Source organism: Methylomagnum ishizawai, assembly GCF_900155475.1.
GTDB lineage: Bacteria > Pseudomonadota > Gammaproteobacteria > Methylococcales > Methylococcaceae > Methylomagnum > Methylomagnum ishizawai_A.
In genome coordinates this window covers 3,097,706-3,113,207 of record NZ_FXAM01000001.1, presented here as the reverse complement: position 1 = coordinate 3,113,207, position 15,502 = coordinate 3,097,706, and the positions used below count along the sequence as shown (strand labels likewise).

The following is a 15,502-nucleotide window of genomic DNA, read 5'->3' as shown; positions in this document are numbered from 1 at the left end:
TTTCATGGAGCTTTTCAAAATCAAGCATGACATCCCGTTCATGCGCTATGGGAAGATCACCACCACCATCTCCTTGGTGACGTTCATCCTGGCGGTATTGGCCTTGGTCTTCCGGGGCTTGAACCTAGGGATCGATTTCACCGGCGGCATGTTGATCGAGGTCAGTTATTCGCAGCCCGCCAATATCGAGGCCATCCGCACCGCCCTGGAACAACAGGAAATGAGCGAGGTGGCGGTGCAGAACTTCGGTACCTCCAAGGAAGTGCTGATCCGCCTGCCGCTGAAAGAAGGCGTGAAGGGTCCGCAACTGAGCGAGCAGGTGCTGTCCAGCCTCAAGGCCCAGGACGCTTCGGCGACCTTGCGCCGGGTCGAATTCGTGGGTCCGCAGGTCGGCCAGGAACTCTACGAGAGCGGGGTATTGGCCCTGCTCCTGGTGGCGTTCGGCATCATGGCCTATTTGTCGCTGCGGTTCGCCTGGCGCTTCTCGGTGGCGGCGATCATCGCCAACATGCACGATATCGTGATCATCCTCGGCATGTTCGCCTTCTTCCAATGGGAATTCACCCTCAGCGTCCTGGCCGGCATCCTCGCCATCCTGGGCTATTCGGTGAACGAATCGGTGGTGGTGTTCGACCGGGTGCGCGAGAACTTCCGCAAGATGCGCCGCGCCAGCGTGACCGAGGTCATCGACAACGCCATCACCGCCACCATGTCGCGTACCGTCATCACCCACAGCATGACCCAGTTGATGGTGCTGGCGATGTTCTTCTTCGGCGGCGAGGCGCTGCACAATTTCGCCCTGGCCCTGACCATCGGCATCGTGTTCGGTATCTATTCGTCGGTGCTGGTGGCATGCCCCGTGGCCTTGGCCCTGGGCGTGAGCCGGGCCGATTTGCTATTGCCGGAGAAGGGGCAGCCCATCGATAACCGTCCTTGAGCCGGTTCGATATCCATGGAAAAGGCCGCATCAGCGGCCTTTTTCTTTGCCCGCGCCCAAGCCCGGCCGACGGGCGGGTATTCCCGAGTGTATTGGGGGGCGATGGTGTTTTTACGCAAAATTTACCGCATTTCGTATTTAATGCGCGGAATCCATCGATTTCGGTTCGTGAATCAGGAGCTTTCAGTATGGCCAAGCGCGCGCTGGCTTTGTGTTCCCTATTATCCATCCCCTTGATTGCTGTCTCCGGCGAAATCCAAGAACCCCCGCCAGTCCTCCCCCACCTCGACCTGACCCACCATTTCATCGGCTATCTCGCCATCGCCATCACGGTCCTGGCCTATATCCTCGCCATGACCGAGGAAACCACCGACCTGAGAAAGTCCAAGCCCATGGTGATGGGCGCGGCCCTGGTCTGGTTCGCCATCTGCATCCAATACGCCCTGGTCGGCGATCCCAAACCGGCGGTGACCGCCTTCGAGAGCAACCTGCTGGCCTATGCCGAATTGCTGCTGTTCATCTTGGTGTCCATGACCTATCTCAACGCCATGGAGGACCGGGGCATCTTCGACGCGCTCCGGGTCTGGCTGCTCAACCGCGAATTCAGCTATCGGCAGTTGTTCTGGATCACCGGCGGCTTGGCCTTCGTGATTTCCACCGCCGTCAGCGGTTTGGCGGTGGGGCTGTTGATGGGCGCGGTGGCGGCGGCGGTCGGCAAGCACGAACCCAAATTCGTGGCGCTGGCCTGCGTCAATATCGTGGTGGCGACCAATGCCGGGGGTTCGTTCTGTCCCTTGGGCGGCATTTCCACCTTGTTCGTCTGGCAGAGCGGCATCGTCGAGTTCGCCGAATTCTTCCGGCTGGCGGTGCCTTGCTTGGTGAATTTCCTGGTGCCCGCCCTAATCATGCACTTTTTCGTGCCCAGGGAATGCCCGGTGGTATCGCGGCGGCAGGTGGTGTTGCGGCGGGGGGCCCGGCGGATCATCGCCTTGTTTGTGCTGACCCTGGCGATCACCGTGGCTTCGGATGTGTTCCTGAAACTGCCGCCCGCCGCCGGGATGATGGCGGGTTTGGGTTTGTTGCAGTTCTTCAGTTTCTATCTGCTGCGTACCGCCCACGAACCGGACGGCTCCGAACGCCTGGGCGATCCCAAGGCCGTCAACTGGTTGGACGACCGCGAATACGATATTTTCCAGAAGATCGGCAACCTGGAGTGGGATACCCTGTTGTTCTTCTATGGCGCGATGATGTTGATCGGGGCCTTGGGCTTCATCGGCTATCTCGACGCCATCGCCCAATTCCTGTTCGGCCAGATCAGCCCGACCCTGGCGAATATCTTGATCGGGCTGTCCTCGGCTTTCGTGGACAACGGCACCTTGATGTTCGCGGTGTTGGCGATGCACCCGGATATTTCCGAGGGCCAGTGGTTGCTCCTGACCTTGACCCTGGGCGTGGGCGGTAGCCTGCTCGCCATCGGTTCGGCGCCCGGCGTGGGTTTGTTGGGGCAACTCAAGGGCGTTTATACCTTCGGCTTCCACCTGCGCTGGTTCCCGGTGATTTTGCTGGGTTATTTCGCCAGCGTCGCCGCGCATTTCTGGGTGAATGCGCGGTATTTCTAAAGGATACTGGCTTTGCGGGCTGCGCCAGGAAGCCCATGCCCCGGCCTGACACCATAGCCGGAGGTTCCCTTCCAAACCCGCGGCCACGGGGGCCGGCCTGCTTAAAGACGATGTTTCGATGGCGCGGCCTTGGGGGGGATGGTTTTGGGCGGCGGTTCCGGCGGGGGCGGCTTGGGCGCTTCCGACACCGGCTTGCGCTCGCTCACGCCGGGAATGGGGTGGGTGGTGCCGACAAACTTCCCTTTGAGCGCTTCCACCCCGGCCTGGGGCCGGGCCGAAGACACCAGTTGCGCCCGCTGGCCGCGTTCCTGCCCGCTATCGAGTCCCATGCGCCGGTCGCGCTGTTCCACCAAGCCCGGCAAGGCCTCGCCATCGTGGTTGAACGACCATTCCAGCATGGGCGGGCCGACGGGCAGGGCATCGGGCGGACGGCCGAACGGGGCCGCGTTCCACACATGCCAGGTTTTCCCATAGCTGTTCAGCTTGCCGCTTAATAAAGCCATCTCGGCGATTTCCGGCATCCCCGGCACCATGAGTTGGCCCGACAGGATTTCGTAATTGTGCGGATGCCAATAGCCTTGCTCGGTTTCGGGCAGGGTGTCGAACAGGCGCTCGGAAATGATGTACTCGATGCCGATCAGATTGGCCTGGTCGCCATCGCCATCGAACAGTACGCACTGGGAGAATTCCTCGTTCACCCGATGGCAGTAATGATGCGCTTCGGTTTGCAGGGCCGGATTGTCCTTGGCGGCGTGGAAACCGGCCATATAGACATCCAAGCCGCGCAAGGGCGGGCGGGTGGGCAAGGCGTCGGCCCCGGTTTCCAAGGCATGGGTCTGGGCGGATTTTTCCTGGCCCGGCGGTTGCCCGGCGGTTGGTGGCGGCGGCGCGGGGTTGCGTTGTCCGCAGCCGGATAGCAGCGCGGCCCACAGCAACACGGTCCAGGTGCCGGCGCGACGGTCGATGCGGCGGGCGGGATTGCCGGAATAGTCCATGATGCCTCCTTGTCGAGAATTCCTTGGGTCTGCATTCTCGATCCGGCCTTTCCGCCCGGCAATTGGGGAATCTGCCTACCCCATACCCAAGGCCGAACCGCCCTGGGTTTGCTGATAAAATCGTTCCTCTTTTGTTTCATAGTTCGAGGATGCTTGATGGATATCATCGCCCGCCTCGCCGAGGAACTCGGCGTCAGAGCGCAACAGGTCAAAGCCACGGTGGATTTGCTGGACGAGGGCGCGACCGTGCCCTTCATCGCCCGCTATCGCAAGGAGGCCACGGATGGGTTGGACGACGGTCAATTGCGGACGCTGGAAACCCGCCTCGGCTATTTGCGCGAACTGGAGGAACGGCGCGGCACCGTGCTGGACAGCATCCGCGAACAGGGCAAGCTCACCCCCGAACTGGAAGCGGCCCTCCACGCCGCCGACACCAAGACCCTGCTGGAAGACCTCTATCTCCCCTACAAGCCCAAACGCCGCAGCAAGGCCCAGATCGCCCGCGAAGCCGGTTTGGAACCCTTGGCGCTCGATATCCTGGCCAATCCCGATTTGGACCCGGAAGCCGAAGCCGCCAAATTCCTCAACCCCGAACACGGCGTGGAAGACGCGGCGGCAGCCCTGGAAGGGGCGCGGCAAATCCTGATGGAGCGCTTCGCCGAAAACGCCGCGCTGACCGGCGAATTGCGCGAGAAGGTGTGGGGCGAAGCCGTATTGGTGGCGAGCGTGGCCGAGGGCAAGGAAGACGCCGGGGCCAAGTTCCGCGATTATTTCGATTACCGCGAGTCGCTGACCCAACTGCCGTCGCACCGCATCCTGGCCTTGCTGCGCGGGCGCAACGAGAACGTGTTGAACCTCACCCTGAAAGTCGCCGAGGACGAGGAGGCCGGCCACCAAGCCGCCGAGGGCGCGATCAGCCGGGCCTTCGGCATCGCCGACCGGGGCCGTCCCGCCGACCGCTGGCTGCTCGATACCGTGCGCCACGCCTGGAAAATCAAGCTGCTGACCCGCATCGACACCGATTTGCGCCAGCGCCTCAAGGAAGCCGCCGAGGAGGAGGCCATCCGGGTGTTCGCCAAGAACCTCAAGGATTTGCTGCTGGCCGCGCCCGCTGGTCCCCGCGTCACCCTGGGGCTCGATCCGGGACTCCGCACCGGCGTCAAGGTGGCGGTGGTGGACAAGACCGGCAAGCTATTGGAAACCACGACCATTTATCCCCACGTCCCCAAGAACCAATGGGATGAAGCCATCGCCACCCTGGCCGCCCTGGTCGCCAAACACCGCGTCAGCCTGATCGCCATCGGCAACGGCACCGCCTCCCGCGAAACCGACCAACTCGCCGCCGATCTCATCAAGCGCCACAACCTCGTGGCCGTGACCAAGATCATGGTGTCGGAAGCCGGGGCGTCGGTGTATTCGGCCTCGGAACTGGGGGCGCAGGAATTCCCCAAGCTCGATGTTTCGCTGCGCGGGGCCGTGTCCATCGCCCGCCGCCTGCAAGACCCCTTGGCCGAATTGGTTAAGATCGAACCCAAGGCTATCGGCGTGGGCCAATACCAGCACGATGTCAACCAGACCCATCTGGCGCGGAGCCTCGACGCTGTGGTCGAGGATTGCGTGAACGCGGTCGGGGTGGACGTGAACACCGCGTCGGCGTCGCTCTTGCGCTATGTTTCCGGCCTGTCGCCGACCTTGAGCCGCAATATCGTCGAGTTCCGCAACCAGAACGGGCCGTTCAAATGCCGGACCGATTTGAAGAAAGTCACCCGCTTGGGCGAAAAAACCTTCGAGCAGGCGGCGGGTTTCCTCCGCATCATGGGCGGCGATGATCCGCTCGACGCCTCCGCCGTCCACCCGGAAGCCTATCCTGTGGTCGAGCGTTTGATCGAGCGCACCGGCAAGGGCATCGGCGAATTGATCGGCAACGTCGAGTTCTTGCGGAGCGTCAACGCCGAGAATTACACCGACCAGCGCTTCGGCCTGCCCACCGTCACCGATATCCTCAAGGAACTGGAAAAACCGGGTCGCGACCCGCGCCCCGAATTCAAGACCGCCCGCTTCATGGACGGCGTCGATAAGCTGGAAGACCTGAAACCCGGCCTGACCCTGGAAGGCGTGGTGACCAATGTCACCAATTTCGGGGCGTTCGTGGACATCGGCGTGCATCAGGACGGGCTGGTGCATATCTCGCATCTGGCCGATAAATTCGTGAAAGACCCCGCCGAGGTGGTGAAGACCGGTGCCGTGGTCAAGGTCCGGGTGCTGGAAGTGGACGTGGCCCGCAAGCGCATTTCCCTGACCATGAAGAGCGAGGCCAAGCCGGAAGCGGGCGCGGCGGGCAAGCCCAATCCGCGTCCCGCGCCCACGGCGGGCAAGGGCGGCGACAAACCCCGCCACAAGCCGCGCCCGGAAGAACCCAAGCTGCAAGGAGCGATGGCGGATGCCTTGGCCCGCGCCTTGAAACGGGGCAATTAGGCCGTGGACCACGACCACGGCTACAAGCTGCTGTTCTCCCACGCCGAGATGGTGGCGGACCTCTTGCGCGGCTTCGTGCATGAAGATTGGGTGCGGGAACTCGATTTCTCCAGCCTGGAAAAAGTCAATGGCCATTATGTGAGCGACGATCTCCGCGACCGCTCGGACGATGTGGTGTGGAAGGTACGCTGGGGGCGGGAATGGCTGTACGTGTACCTGCTGCTGGAATTCCAATCCAGGGTGGACGGTTTCATGGCGGTGCGTGTCCTGACCTATCTGGGCTTGCTCTATCAAGACTTGATCCGTGCCGGGCAATTGACCCCTGCGGGGAAGCTGCCGCCGGTCCTGCCGCTGGTGCTGTACAACGGTGGTAAAGCTTGGGACGCGGCGCAGGACATCGGGGATTTGATCGCCCAGGTGCCCGGCGGTCTGGAACGCTACCGGCCCCAACTCCGCTATTTCCTGCTGGACGAGGGGCGGCTGTCCGGGAGCGAACTGGAACTGCGGAACCTGGCGGCGGCTTTGTTCCGCCTGGAAAACAGCCGTGCGCCGGAAGACGTGGGCCGGGTGGTCGCGGCCTTGGTCGATTGGCTCAAGGCACCGGAGCAAAGCTCGCTACGGCGGGCCTTCACGGCGTGGCTGAAACGGGTGTTCTTACCAGGCCGGATGCCGGGGGTGGATTTCGAGAACCTGAACGAACTGAGCGAGGTGAAGAGTATGCTAGCCGAAAGAGTGGTGGAATGGACCCGGGATTGGAAGCAGCAGGGCTTGGAGGAAGGGCGGCAAAAGGGGCACGAGGAGGGATGGCAAGAGGGACTCCAAGAAGGGCGCCAAGAAGGGCGCCAAGAAGGGCGCCAAGAAGGGCGCCAAGAGGGACGCCAGGAAGAGCGTGTGGAATTGCTGGTCCGGCAGTTGGGCCGTAAGTTCGGTCCCTTGGCCGCACAGGATTTGGAGCGCATCCACCAAGCCGACCCCGAGACCTTGCTGCGCTGGATCGATCAGGTGTTGTTCGCGGCCACGGTGGAGGAGGCTTTGCGCTGACCGGGCCGGTCCCGGCATGGGCGCTTCCCGTGGAACCGGGAAGCGCACCATCTCCCGCCGGGATGGAACAGCCCGCTTCCCCGATAGGCTATGATCCTGGATTCCAATGCCCCAACCCCAGGAATCCCATGAACGCTCCCTCCCCAGTTTCCGTCCATACCCCCAGCGCCAGTTACAGCCTCACCCTGCGCGTCCGCCTCTCCAACAAAACCGGCACCCTCGGCAAGGTCACCACCGCCATAGGCCGGGCGGGCGGCGATATCGGGGCCATCGATATCGTCGGGGTCGGCCAGGATTACGTGCTGCGCGATATCTCGGTCGATGCCGGTTCCAGCGACCATGGCGAGGCCATCGTCGAGGCCGTCCGCGTCCTCGAAGGCGTCGAGGTGGTCAATGTGTCCGACCGCACCTTCCTCATGCACTTGGGCGGCAAAATCGAAGTGGTGTCGAAAACCCCGCTCAAAACCCGCGCCGATTTGTCCATGGCCTACACCCCCGGCGTGGCGCGGGTGTGCGAGGCCATCCACCGCGACCCCGATAAGCTGTTCACCCTGACCATCAAGAAGAACACCGTGGCCGTGGTCACCGATGGCACCGCCGTGCTGGGCTTGGGCGATATAGGACCGGCGGCGGCTTTGCCGGTGATGGAGGGCAAAGCCATGTTGTTCAAGGAATTCGCCGGGGTGGACGCCTTCCCGATCTGCCTGGATACCCAAGACCCGGACGAGATCGTGCGCGTGGTCAAGACCATCGCCCCGGTGTTCGGCGGCATCAACCTGGAGGATATCGCCTCGCCGCGCTGTTTCGATATCGAGCGGCGTTTGCAGGAGGAACTGGATATCCCGGTGTTCCACGATGACCAGCACGGCACGGCGGTGGTGGTGCTGGCGGCCTTGCTGAACGCGCTCAAGCTGGTCGGCAAGCGCATGGAGGATATCAAGGTGGTGGTCAATGGCGTGGGAGCGGCGGGCGTGGCCTGCACCAAGATCATCATGGCGGCGGGGGTGCGCAACGTGGTGGGTTGCGACCAACTCGGCGCTTTGTACCGGGGCCGCGCAGAACACATGAACCCGGCCAAGCTCGCCTATGCCGAAATGACCAATCCCGACGGCGAGCGCGGCACGGTCCACGAGGTGATCGAGGGGGCCGATGTGTTCTTGGGGCTATCGGTGCCGGGGGCCATCACCGCCGCCGATCTCAGGAAAATGGATGCGCGGCCCATCGTGTTCGCCATGGCCAATCCCACACCCGAGATCATGCCCGAGGAGGCCGAACCCCATGTCGCGGTGATGGCGACCGGGCGTTCCGATTATCCCAACCAGATCAACAACGTGCTGTGTTTTCCCGGCATCTTCCGGGGCGCTTTGGCCTGCCGCGCCACCCGCATCACCGAGGAGATGAAACTGGCCGCCGCCCATGCCATCGCCGGGCTGATCGGCGAGCATGAATTGCACCGCGAATACATCGTGCCCTCGGTGTTCGATAGGCGGGTGGCGGAGGCCGTGGCCCGCGAGGTGGAGGAGGCGGCGTACCATAGCGGTGTGGCGCGGCGGGCGGCGATGTAGCGGGTTACGCGATCCGTACTTCCAGCAAGGAAACATCGTCGTCGAAATCCGCCCGCCCCTGCCAGGCCCGCATCGCCGCCACCACCTCGGCGATTTTGCGTCCCGGCTGGCTTTCGGGTTCGGCCAGGACGCGCACGAAATCCTCGAATTCCACCGCCGCGCCGTCGGGAGCGTCGATTTCGTATAGCCCATCGCTGAACAGATACAGCCGGGCTGGTTGCGGCAGCTTGGCCGCGCTGGTTGCGAAGCGGGCTTCCGCCAGCGTGCCGATGGGCATGGCCCGGCAGCGCAGCAACTCCGGTTCCGCCCCGCCCAGTAGCACCGCCGGGGGATGGCCGGCGCTGGCATAGCGCAGGGTCCGGCTGGGGCGGTGCGCCACGCCGTACCACAGGGTGAAATACAGGTTGTTGTGCTTCTCCATCGGGAACAAGCCGTTCAGCGCCGCCAGCACGGCGGCGGGCTCGCGGAAATCCACGGCCCCGAGGCTTTGGCCCATCAGCCCGTTCATGGCGCTGACCGAGAGCAGGGCCGAGCCGACGCCATGGCCGCAGACATCGAGCAGGAACACCGCGAAATGCTCGGCGTCGATATCGAAATAGCCGAAGGCATCCCCGCCCAGCGAACTCGAAGGCAGGAATTCCCAGGCGGTGGCGAGTCCCGGCCGCTCCAGGGGCGGCGGCAGCAGGGAGCGCACATAGGCGGCGGCTTCGGCCAATTCGGTGGCCAGGGTTTTTTGGCTTTTTTCCAGGGCGGCGAAGGCTTCGTTGCGTTCCAGCAGGGCGATATAGGCCTTGCAGTGGTAGCGGATGCGGGCGATGAGTTCGATGCGGTCGGGCAGCTTCACCAGATAATCGTTGGCCCCGGCCCGGAACGCCTCGGCCTTGACCACGGCCTCTTCCTTGCTGGATAGCACGATCAAGGGCACCTGGGCGGTGTCGGCGTCGGCGCGGAAGGCCCGGACCAGGTCCAGCCCGTCCGTGTCCGGCATCACCAAGTCCTGGAGGATCAGGGTGGGACAGAGTTGCCGCGCCAGGGCCAGGGCTTGGCCGGGATCGCAGGTGTAGTGGAATTCGATATCGGGCTCGGTGAGCAACATGCGCTTCACCGCTTCGCAGATGATGCGCTGGTCGTCGATCAACAGCACTACGCTGTGGTGGGCGGGCAGGTTTGGGGATTCGGGATTCATGGGCTTCGTTAGGGTCGGTTCGGCGGCGGGGATGATAGCGCCTAAAGCGCCGGACGGGCAGGGTCCGCCATGAGCGCGTGTACCCGTTCGACCAAGCGTCCCGCGATTTCCGCCAGCGGCAGCACCGCGCAGGTTCCGTCCAATTCCAGGGCCGCCTTGGGCATTCCGAACACCACGCTGCTGGCCTCGTCCTGGGCGATGGTGTAGAAGCCCGCCCCGCGCAAGGCCAAGAGTCCCGCCGCGCCGTCCCGCCCCATCCCGGTCAGCAATACCCCGCAGCCCCGCGCTTCCGCATGGCGGGCGAGGCTGTGGAAGAACACATCCACCGAGGGGCGGCAGGCCAGCCCATGCGGTTCGGCGCTGAAATCCAGGTGGAAACGCTCGTCCAGGACCACATGCTCGGCTCCCGCCGCCAGCCACACCCGGCCCGCTTGCGGGCGCGTCCTCTGCGACAAGGCCGCGACCGGCAAGGGCGAATGCCTATCCAGCAACGTTGCCAACCCGGCGGCGAGCGGCGGGTCGAGGTGTTGCACGATGACGATGGCGGCGGGGAAATCGGCAGGCAAGCCTTCGAGCAGGGTTGCCAGCGCCTTGGGGCCGCCGGTCGAAGCGCCGATGGCGATCATGGGCGGTGGCTTGGGTTCCACGGGCGCGGCGGCGGGCGGAACCGGACGCCGCCGCCGCGAGGGCGGTTCATGGCCGCACAGGGTGCCCAGGGTATCGATACGGTTCAGCAAGTCGCCGCCGTCCAGCGCTCCGCCCGCCGCGCCCAGGCCGGGCAGGCTGGCGGCGTCCATGGCGCCCAGGGCCAAGGCCTCGTACACCCGTGGGTAATCGGCCTGGGGATCGGCGCAAATCAGCAGGATGGGACAGGGCTGGGTGGACAGGATCAGGCGGGTGGCCTGGGCGCAATCCATATCGGCGAGGGATAACCCCATCAGCAGCAAGTCGGGCGGGTATTCCAGGCACAGCCCCGCCGTTTCCCGGCCCTGGGTGCTGGACCAGTAGAATTCCAAGCCCGGCGTCGCGGCCAGCAGTTGCCGCAAAGCCAGCGTGTCGGGTCCGGCGTAGGCGATGGCGATCTTCATGGGGCGTCCGCCGCGCCGATGAGGTCGTGTACGGCGTCGATCAGGCTGGAATCGTGGAAACTGCTCTTGGTCAGGTAATAATCGGCTCCCGCCTCCATGCCGCGCAGGCGGTCCTCGGGCCGGTCCTTGTAGGACACGATGATCACCGGCAGGGCGGCGAAGCGTGGATGGGATTTGATCTTCCGCACCAGGTCGATGCCGTTCATGCGCGGCATATCCACATCGCTGACCACCAGGTCGTAATCCGCAAGGCCCAGCGCGTTCCAGCCTTCCATCCCGTCCACCGCCACCTCCACTCCGTAGCCGCGATTTTCCAATAGCTTCCGTTCCAATTCCCGCACGGTGAGGGAATCGTCCACCACCAAGACCCGCCGGGTCCGGCGCGGCTGGGTTCTGGTCCCTTGGCGGCGCGGGCGCTGGGCCTGGCCCGCCAGCCGTTCCGCCGAGCGCAGTAAATCGTCCACGTCCAGGATCAACACCGGGACGCCTTGTTCATCCACGGCGGCGGCCCCCAGGTTGGGAACCTTGCCCAGGCGCGGGTCCAAGGGCCGGGCCACCAGTTCGCATTCGCCGCGCAGCGCATCGACCTCCAAAGCATAGCGCTGCTCGCCGTCGCCGATTAGGACCAAGGACAACTCACCTTCGGGCAGGGGTGCTTCATCCAGGGCGAGCAAGGCGCGGGCCGAGACCAGGGCGATGTTTTCGCCCGCGCCCGGAAAGAAATAATAGCCGCCCAGGCAATACAACTGCTGGCTGGACAGGCGCAAGGCTTGGTCGATGCGGGCCAGGGGCAGGGCGAAGGCCTCGCCCGCGATATCCACCCGCAGCACTCGCGACACCGAGCGGGTGGCGGGCAGGACCAACTCGAAGCGGGTGCCCCGGCCCGGTTCCGAACCGACTTTCAAGGAGCCGCCGAAGCCATGCACCATGGTCTGCACCACGTCCAGGCCGACGCCGCGCCCGGAGATTTCGGTCACGCTGTCGCGGGTGCTGAGTCCCGGCAGGAACAGGAAATCGTAGAGTTCAGCCGGGCTGAGCCGCGCCGCCATATCCTGGGTCACCAGGCCGCGCTCGACGATGCGGGCGCGGAGTTGGGCGAGATCGACGCCGCGGCCATCGTCCCGCACTGAGACCACCAGGCGCCCGGCACGGTGGTGGGCTTCCAGGACGATGCGGCCTTCGGTGGGTTTACCCTGGGCTTCCCGCTCTTCCGGGGATTCCAGGCCGTGGTCCAGGGCGTTGCGTAGCAGGTGGTTGAGCGGGGCGTCCAGCTTGTCCAGTACGTCGCGGTCCACCCGCGTGCCCAGCCCCATCAGGTCGAGGCGGGCTTGCTTACCGAGTTGGCGGGCCAGATCGCGCACCAAGCGGGGAAAACCTTGGACGCCGTCGGCGAAAGGCCGCATCCGGCTGCTCAGCACGGTGCGGTGCAGTTGTTCGGCCAGATGGATGCCGCGGCTGGAGATTTCGCGTAGGGCCGCGTCCTGCCGGTCCAAGGCATTGTCCAGTTCGCGGAGGAGGTGTTTGGCGCTGGCCGGGTCCGAGTCCAGCGTCCCGGCCAAGCATTGGCTGAGTTTTTTCAGGTTTTGCCCGGCGCGGACCAGGGGTTCGAGGCGCTGGGCTTCCAGCAGGGCTTCGGCGGCGTAGCCCAGCAGTTGGCTCAGGGTGTCCGCCGTCACCTTGACGGCCCGGTCGGGCGCGGTGCCGTCGTTGGGTGGTTGGGCCGGTGGGGTGGGTTCGGTAGGGCTGGGCCGGGGGCGGCGGTGGGCGGTGGCGCTTCGGCTTCCGGCGCGAGGTTGGCGGCTTGCGGCGGGTCGGCGTCCGGCGGTGGGGCCGGGGTCTCGGGGGGATTGAGCAGGGCCGCGATGCGCCCGCTCCAGGCTTCCGCCGCCTCGGCGTGGTGGTCCAGCCAGTCCGGCAGTTCGCCGCCGTCCACCAGGCTGAGTCCCAGCAACCAATCCACCGCTTGCAACAAGGTATCGATGGCCCCGGCGTCCAGCGTTAAACGTCGCTCCTCCAGCGCCACGAACACGTCTTCCATATGGTGGGCGATGCGCTCCGCCGGGAGCAGGTCCACCACCCGCGCCGCGCCCTTGATCGAATGGGCGGCCCGCATCAAAGGCTCGGTCGTCGCGCCCGCGCCGCGTTCCAGGGTGAGCAGGCCTTCGGTCAGTGCCGCCGTGTGGGCCGCCATTTCCTCGCGGAACAATTCCAGCAGGAAGGCGTCCGGGGCGCTCACCGCACCGCCTCGGCGAAGCGGGCTGCCAAGCGTTCCGGGTCCAGCAGGCTGACCCTGAGCCCTTCCAACTCGCACAGGGCCGTGACCGGGTGGTCGGGCGCGAGGCGCAGATGGGCGGGCGGGGGTTGCAGGCGGGCGCGGGGCTGGCGTTCGATGCCCAGCACCTCGTCGGCGGGGAAGGCCCAGCGCTGGCCCCGGACCTTGATGACCAGCAAGCGGGGAAAAGCCCGGCCCGTGCCGGTCGGGGCTGGGTTTCCGGTGGTTTCGGCACCATGGGGATCGAGCAGGTGTTCCAGGGTGAAGCACAATTGCAATTCGCCCTGGGCGTTGACCAATCCCAGGAAATGGCGGTGGCCGCGATGCGGGATTTTGCGGACCGGGGCGGGATTCAAGGTCGCGTCCAGGCAGGACGAGGGCAGGGCCAGCCAATGGCCCGCCACCCGGAACACCATCAAGCCCAGGCTATCGGGGTCCGGGGTTTCCGGGATTTCGGCCAGGCGCCGCCGCCATTCCTCCCGGTATTCCGCCGGGATGGGGCGGTCCAGCAGGCGGCGTCCGGCCAGATGGTAGACCGGGCAGGAACGGCAATGGACGCAATATTCCAATTCCTCGCAGCTGCGGTCGCCGTGGATGCCGATGCGTTTCCAGCATTGGCTTTCGGCCAGGGCCAGGCGGTGGGTCATGGCCCGACCGCCTGGCGTAGGCGTTGCCGTAGCCGTTCGGCCTCCGCCCGCTGGCCGCGGCGTTCTTGCAGCAGGGCGAGGTGGGCGAGACTTTCGGTGTGGCCGGGGGCGAGGTAGAGGGCGCGGCGGAAATGCAGCGCTGCCCGTTCCGGCTGGTTCTGCTGGTCGTGGAGGATGCCGAGCAGGGCGTGTATGTCGGGATCGAGCGGGGATTGCGCGACGGCTTGTTCCAGGAGGCGCAGGGCGTCCTGGTAAGCGCCTTGGTTGGCGAGGCTGCGGGCCGTGTGCAGGAGGGGAGGGGGTGGATTGGGTGGCGCGATCCTTGGGGCTGGGGAGGTGTCGTGTAGCCCGGCGGGCGTGGAACGGAAACCGGGGGGGGGATCGACGGGCGGTTGCCCCGGATTCCGCCGCGCCGCATCCGGGCTGCGGGGCTGGGTCGTGGCTTTGCGCCAAGCGAACGCCCCGCTGTCGCCATGGCGGACCCAGGCGGCGGGTTCCGGTGGCGTTTCGGCATGGCCCAGGAACAACAGCCCGTCCGCCGCTAGGCAGTCCGCCAGTGACCGGCACAATTGGACCCGGCCCGCCACGCTCATATAAATCATCATGTTGCGGCAGAATATCAGGTCGAACGGGGCGTATTGCCGCAGAGTCGCGGCGTCCAGGGCGTTGCCCGCCACGAAATCCACCATGCCGCGCAAGGATTCCGCCACCCGGAAACGGCCTTCCGCTGCGGGTAGGAGATATTCCGTCCATTGCCGCGGATCGAGTCCACGCAAGGCGCGGAGGCCGTAATGGCCGCGGCGGGCGGCGTCCAGGGCGGCATGGCTCGCGTCCATGGCGACGACGCGGGCGCTGTCCGCATCCAGCCCGGCTTGGCGCAGGGTGATGGCGATGGACCAAGCCTCTTCGCCGCTGGCGCAGGGCAGGCAGAGGACGCGCAGCGGGCGCTCCGTCCGCGCCAGCGCCCCGGCGTGTTGGCGTAACAGGCCGAATGCGCCCCGTTCCCGGAAAAACCAGGTTTCGCCCACCAGCAATTGTTCCAACCAAGCCTGCCGTTCCAGCGGGTCGCGCCGCCACAGCCGGAGATAATCCGCATCCCTGTCCAGGCCGGTGGCGGCGCGGCGGGCGGCTAGCGCCAAGTCCGGCGCGTCCGGTCCCAGGGTGTCGGCGTCCAGGCCGAACTCCCGTTCCAGCCAAGCGCGTAGGCAAGCACGGTCGTTCGGTGTCATGGCGGGTCGGGCTCCGGGCCGGCCAAGGCCCGCAGTTCCGGCGTCAGCAGCGCGGCCCAATGCACCCGCTGTGCCAAGCCTTCCTCGTCTTCGTAAAGGGTGGGGTCCAGCCAATCCGGGCTGGATTGGCGGGCGATGGCCGCCAATTGATGGGCGGCGTCCAGATGCGCGGTATCGGTGACGTGTTCGGCCAGGAGTCCCAGCAAACCATCACGTCCGCCCACCAGGATCACCCGGCTGCTCAGGGCCGGGGCGCAAGGTTCGCCCTCCGCGATTTGCCGGAGGTCCAGCACCGGCACCAGTCCTCCCCGGTAGCGCAGCAGGCCGGCCAAGCCGTGGGGACCGGGCGGGGCGGGTTCCAGGGTCGGCACCGGCAGGACTTGGGCCACGGCCATGGCGTCCAGGGCGTAGCGCCGTGCCCCGAGTTTGAATAACAGCAGCAACATCG

General features: G+C 65.5%; 13 protein-coding genes. 5 read left to right on the top strand and 8 right to left on the bottom strand.

What is annotated here, in order from left to right:
* Positions 1-4 precede the first annotated feature (4 nt).
* Both secF and nhaD read left to right on the top strand, forming a co-directional pair.
* Positions 5-937 (top strand): protein translocase subunit SecF, encoded by a 933-nt coding sequence (gene secF, locus B9N93_RS13695; RefSeq protein ID WP_085214561.1) that lies wholly within the window; start codon positions 5-7, stop codon positions 935-937.
* 188 nt (positions 938-1,125) lie between these two features.
* Positions 1,126-2,556 carry a sodium:proton antiporter NhaD gene (gene nhaD, locus B9N93_RS13690; RefSeq protein ID WP_085214560.1) on the top strand — a complete coding sequence of 477 codons (1,431 nt, stop codon included), beginning with the start codon at positions 1,126-1,128 and terminating at the stop codon, positions 2,554-2,556.
* 101 nt (positions 2,557-2,657) lie between these two features.
* On the opposite strand, the gene B9N93_RS13685 is transcribed toward nhaD, so the two are convergent.
* Entirely contained in the window at positions 2,658-3,551 is an 894-nt protein-coding gene (locus B9N93_RS13685; RefSeq protein WP_085214558.1) for an OBAP family protein, read from the bottom strand.
* Positions 3,552-3,707: 156 nt separating this feature from the next.
* Between B9N93_RS13685 and B9N93_RS13680 the strand changes: the two genes are divergently transcribed.
* The 3 genes from B9N93_RS13680 to B9N93_RS13670 all read left to right on the top strand — a co-directional run bounded on the left by B9N93_RS13680 (position 3,708) and on the right by B9N93_RS13670 (position 8,632).
* Positions 3,708-6,026 (top strand): Tex family protein, encoded by a 2,319-nt coding sequence (locus B9N93_RS13680; RefSeq protein WP_085214557.1) that lies wholly within the window; start codon positions 3,708-3,710, stop codon positions 6,024-6,026.
* A gap of 3 nt (positions 6,027-6,029) precedes the next feature.
* Complete coding sequence (locus B9N93_RS13675; RefSeq protein WP_085214555.1) at positions 6,030-7,067, top strand: Rpn family recombination-promoting nuclease/putative transposase; 1,038 nt, start codon at positions 6,030-6,032, stop codon at positions 7,065-7,067.
* Between the two features lie 128 nt (positions 7,068-7,195).
* Positions 7,196-8,632: a malic enzyme-like NAD(P)-binding protein gene (locus B9N93_RS13670; protein ID WP_085214554.1), complete on the top strand. Its 1,437-nt coding sequence runs from the start codon at positions 7,196-7,198 to the stop codon at positions 8,630-8,632.
* A gap of 4 nt (positions 8,633-8,636) precedes the next feature.
* On the opposite strand, the gene B9N93_RS26720 is transcribed toward B9N93_RS13670, so the two are convergent.
* The 7 genes from B9N93_RS26720 to B9N93_RS13640 are packed head-to-tail and all read right to left on the bottom strand — an operon-like array spanning position 8,637 to position 15,500.
* Entirely contained in the window at positions 8,637-9,818 is a 1,182-nt protein-coding gene (locus B9N93_RS26720) for a SpoIIE family protein phosphatase (RefSeq protein WP_085214552.1), read from the bottom strand.
* A 41-nt stretch (positions 9,819-9,859) separates the two neighbouring features.
* On the bottom strand, positions 9,860-10,906 hold the full coding sequence (cheB, locus tag B9N93_RS13660; RefSeq protein ID WP_085214550.1) for a chemotaxis-specific protein-glutamate methyltransferase CheB: 1,047 nt from the start codon (positions 10,904-10,906) through the stop codon (positions 9,860-9,862).
* The gene (locus B9N93_RS13655; RefSeq protein WP_254899394.1) at positions 10,903-12,582 is read right to left on the bottom strand and encodes a hybrid sensor histidine kinase/response regulator; all 1,680 of its coding nucleotides are present in this window, start codon (positions 12,580-12,582) and stop codon (positions 10,903-10,905) included. The genes cheB and B9N93_RS13655 overlap by 4 nt, the downstream gene beginning before the upstream one ends.
* The gene (locus tag B9N93_RS26340; RefSeq protein ID WP_254899393.1) at positions 12,579-13,142 is read right to left on the bottom strand and encodes an Hpt domain-containing protein; all 564 of its coding nucleotides are present in this window, start codon (positions 13,140-13,142) and stop codon (positions 12,579-12,581) included. Before B9N93_RS26340 ends, B9N93_RS13655 begins: the two co-directional genes overlap by 4 nt.
* Entirely contained in the window at positions 13,139-13,825 is a 687-nt protein-coding gene (locus B9N93_RS13650; RefSeq protein ID WP_085214549.1) for a chemotaxis protein CheW, read from the bottom strand. Before B9N93_RS13650 ends, B9N93_RS26340 begins: the two co-directional genes overlap by 4 nt.
* Positions 13,822-15,054, bottom strand: a complete 1,233-nt coding sequence (locus tag B9N93_RS13645) for a CheR family methyltransferase (protein ID WP_085214547.1) — start codon at positions 15,052-15,054, stop codon at positions 13,822-13,824. The genes B9N93_RS13650 and B9N93_RS13645 overlap by 4 nt, the downstream gene beginning before the upstream one ends.
* Positions 15,051-15,500: a chemotaxis protein CheW gene (locus tag B9N93_RS13640; protein ID WP_085214545.1), complete on the bottom strand. Its 450-nt coding sequence runs from the start codon at positions 15,498-15,500 to the stop codon at positions 15,051-15,053. The genes B9N93_RS13645 and B9N93_RS13640 overlap by 4 nt, the downstream gene beginning before the upstream one ends.
* Positions 15,501-15,502 lie beyond the last annotated feature (2 nt).

What these genes read in the sequence shown, in the direction of transcription:
- secF (WP_085214561.1), top strand. Translation starts at nt 5, where the DNA reads ATGGAGCTTTTCAAAATCAAGCATGACATCCCGTTCATGCGCTATGGG.
- nhaD (WP_085214560.1), top strand. Translation starts at nt 1,126, where the DNA reads ATGGCCAAGCGCGCGCTGGCTTTGTGTTCCCTATTATCCATCCCCTTG.
- B9N93_RS13685 (WP_085214558.1), bottom strand. Translation starts at nt 3,551, where the DNA reads ATGGACTATTCCGGCAATCCCGCCCGCCGCATCGACCGTCGCGCCGGC.
- B9N93_RS13680 (WP_085214557.1), top strand. Translation starts at nt 3,708, where the DNA reads ATGGATATCATCGCCCGCCTCGCCGAGGAACTCGGCGTCAGAGCGCAA.
- B9N93_RS13670 (WP_085214554.1), top strand. Translation starts at nt 7,196, where the DNA reads ATGAACGCTCCCTCCCCAGTTTCCGTCCATACCCCCAGCGCCAGTTAC.
- B9N93_RS26720 (WP_085214552.1), bottom strand. Translation starts at nt 9,818, where the DNA reads ATGAATCCCGAATCCCCAAACCTGCCCGCCCACCACAGCGTAGTGCTG.
- cheB (WP_085214550.1), bottom strand. Translation starts at nt 10,906, where the DNA reads ATGAAGATCGCCATCGCCTACGCCGGACCCGACACGCTGGCTTTGCGG.
- B9N93_RS13650 (WP_085214549.1), bottom strand. Translation starts at nt 13,825, where the DNA reads ATGACCCACCGCCTGGCCCTGGCCGAAAGCCAATGCTGGAAACGCATC.
- B9N93_RS13645 (WP_085214547.1), bottom strand. Translation starts at nt 15,054, where the DNA reads ATGACACCGAACGACCGTGCTTGCCTACGCGCTTGGCTGGAACGGGAG.
- B9N93_RS13640 (WP_085214545.1), bottom strand. Translation starts at nt 15,500, where the DNA reads ATGTTGCTGCTGTTATTCAAACTCGGGGCACGGCGCTACGCCCTGGAC.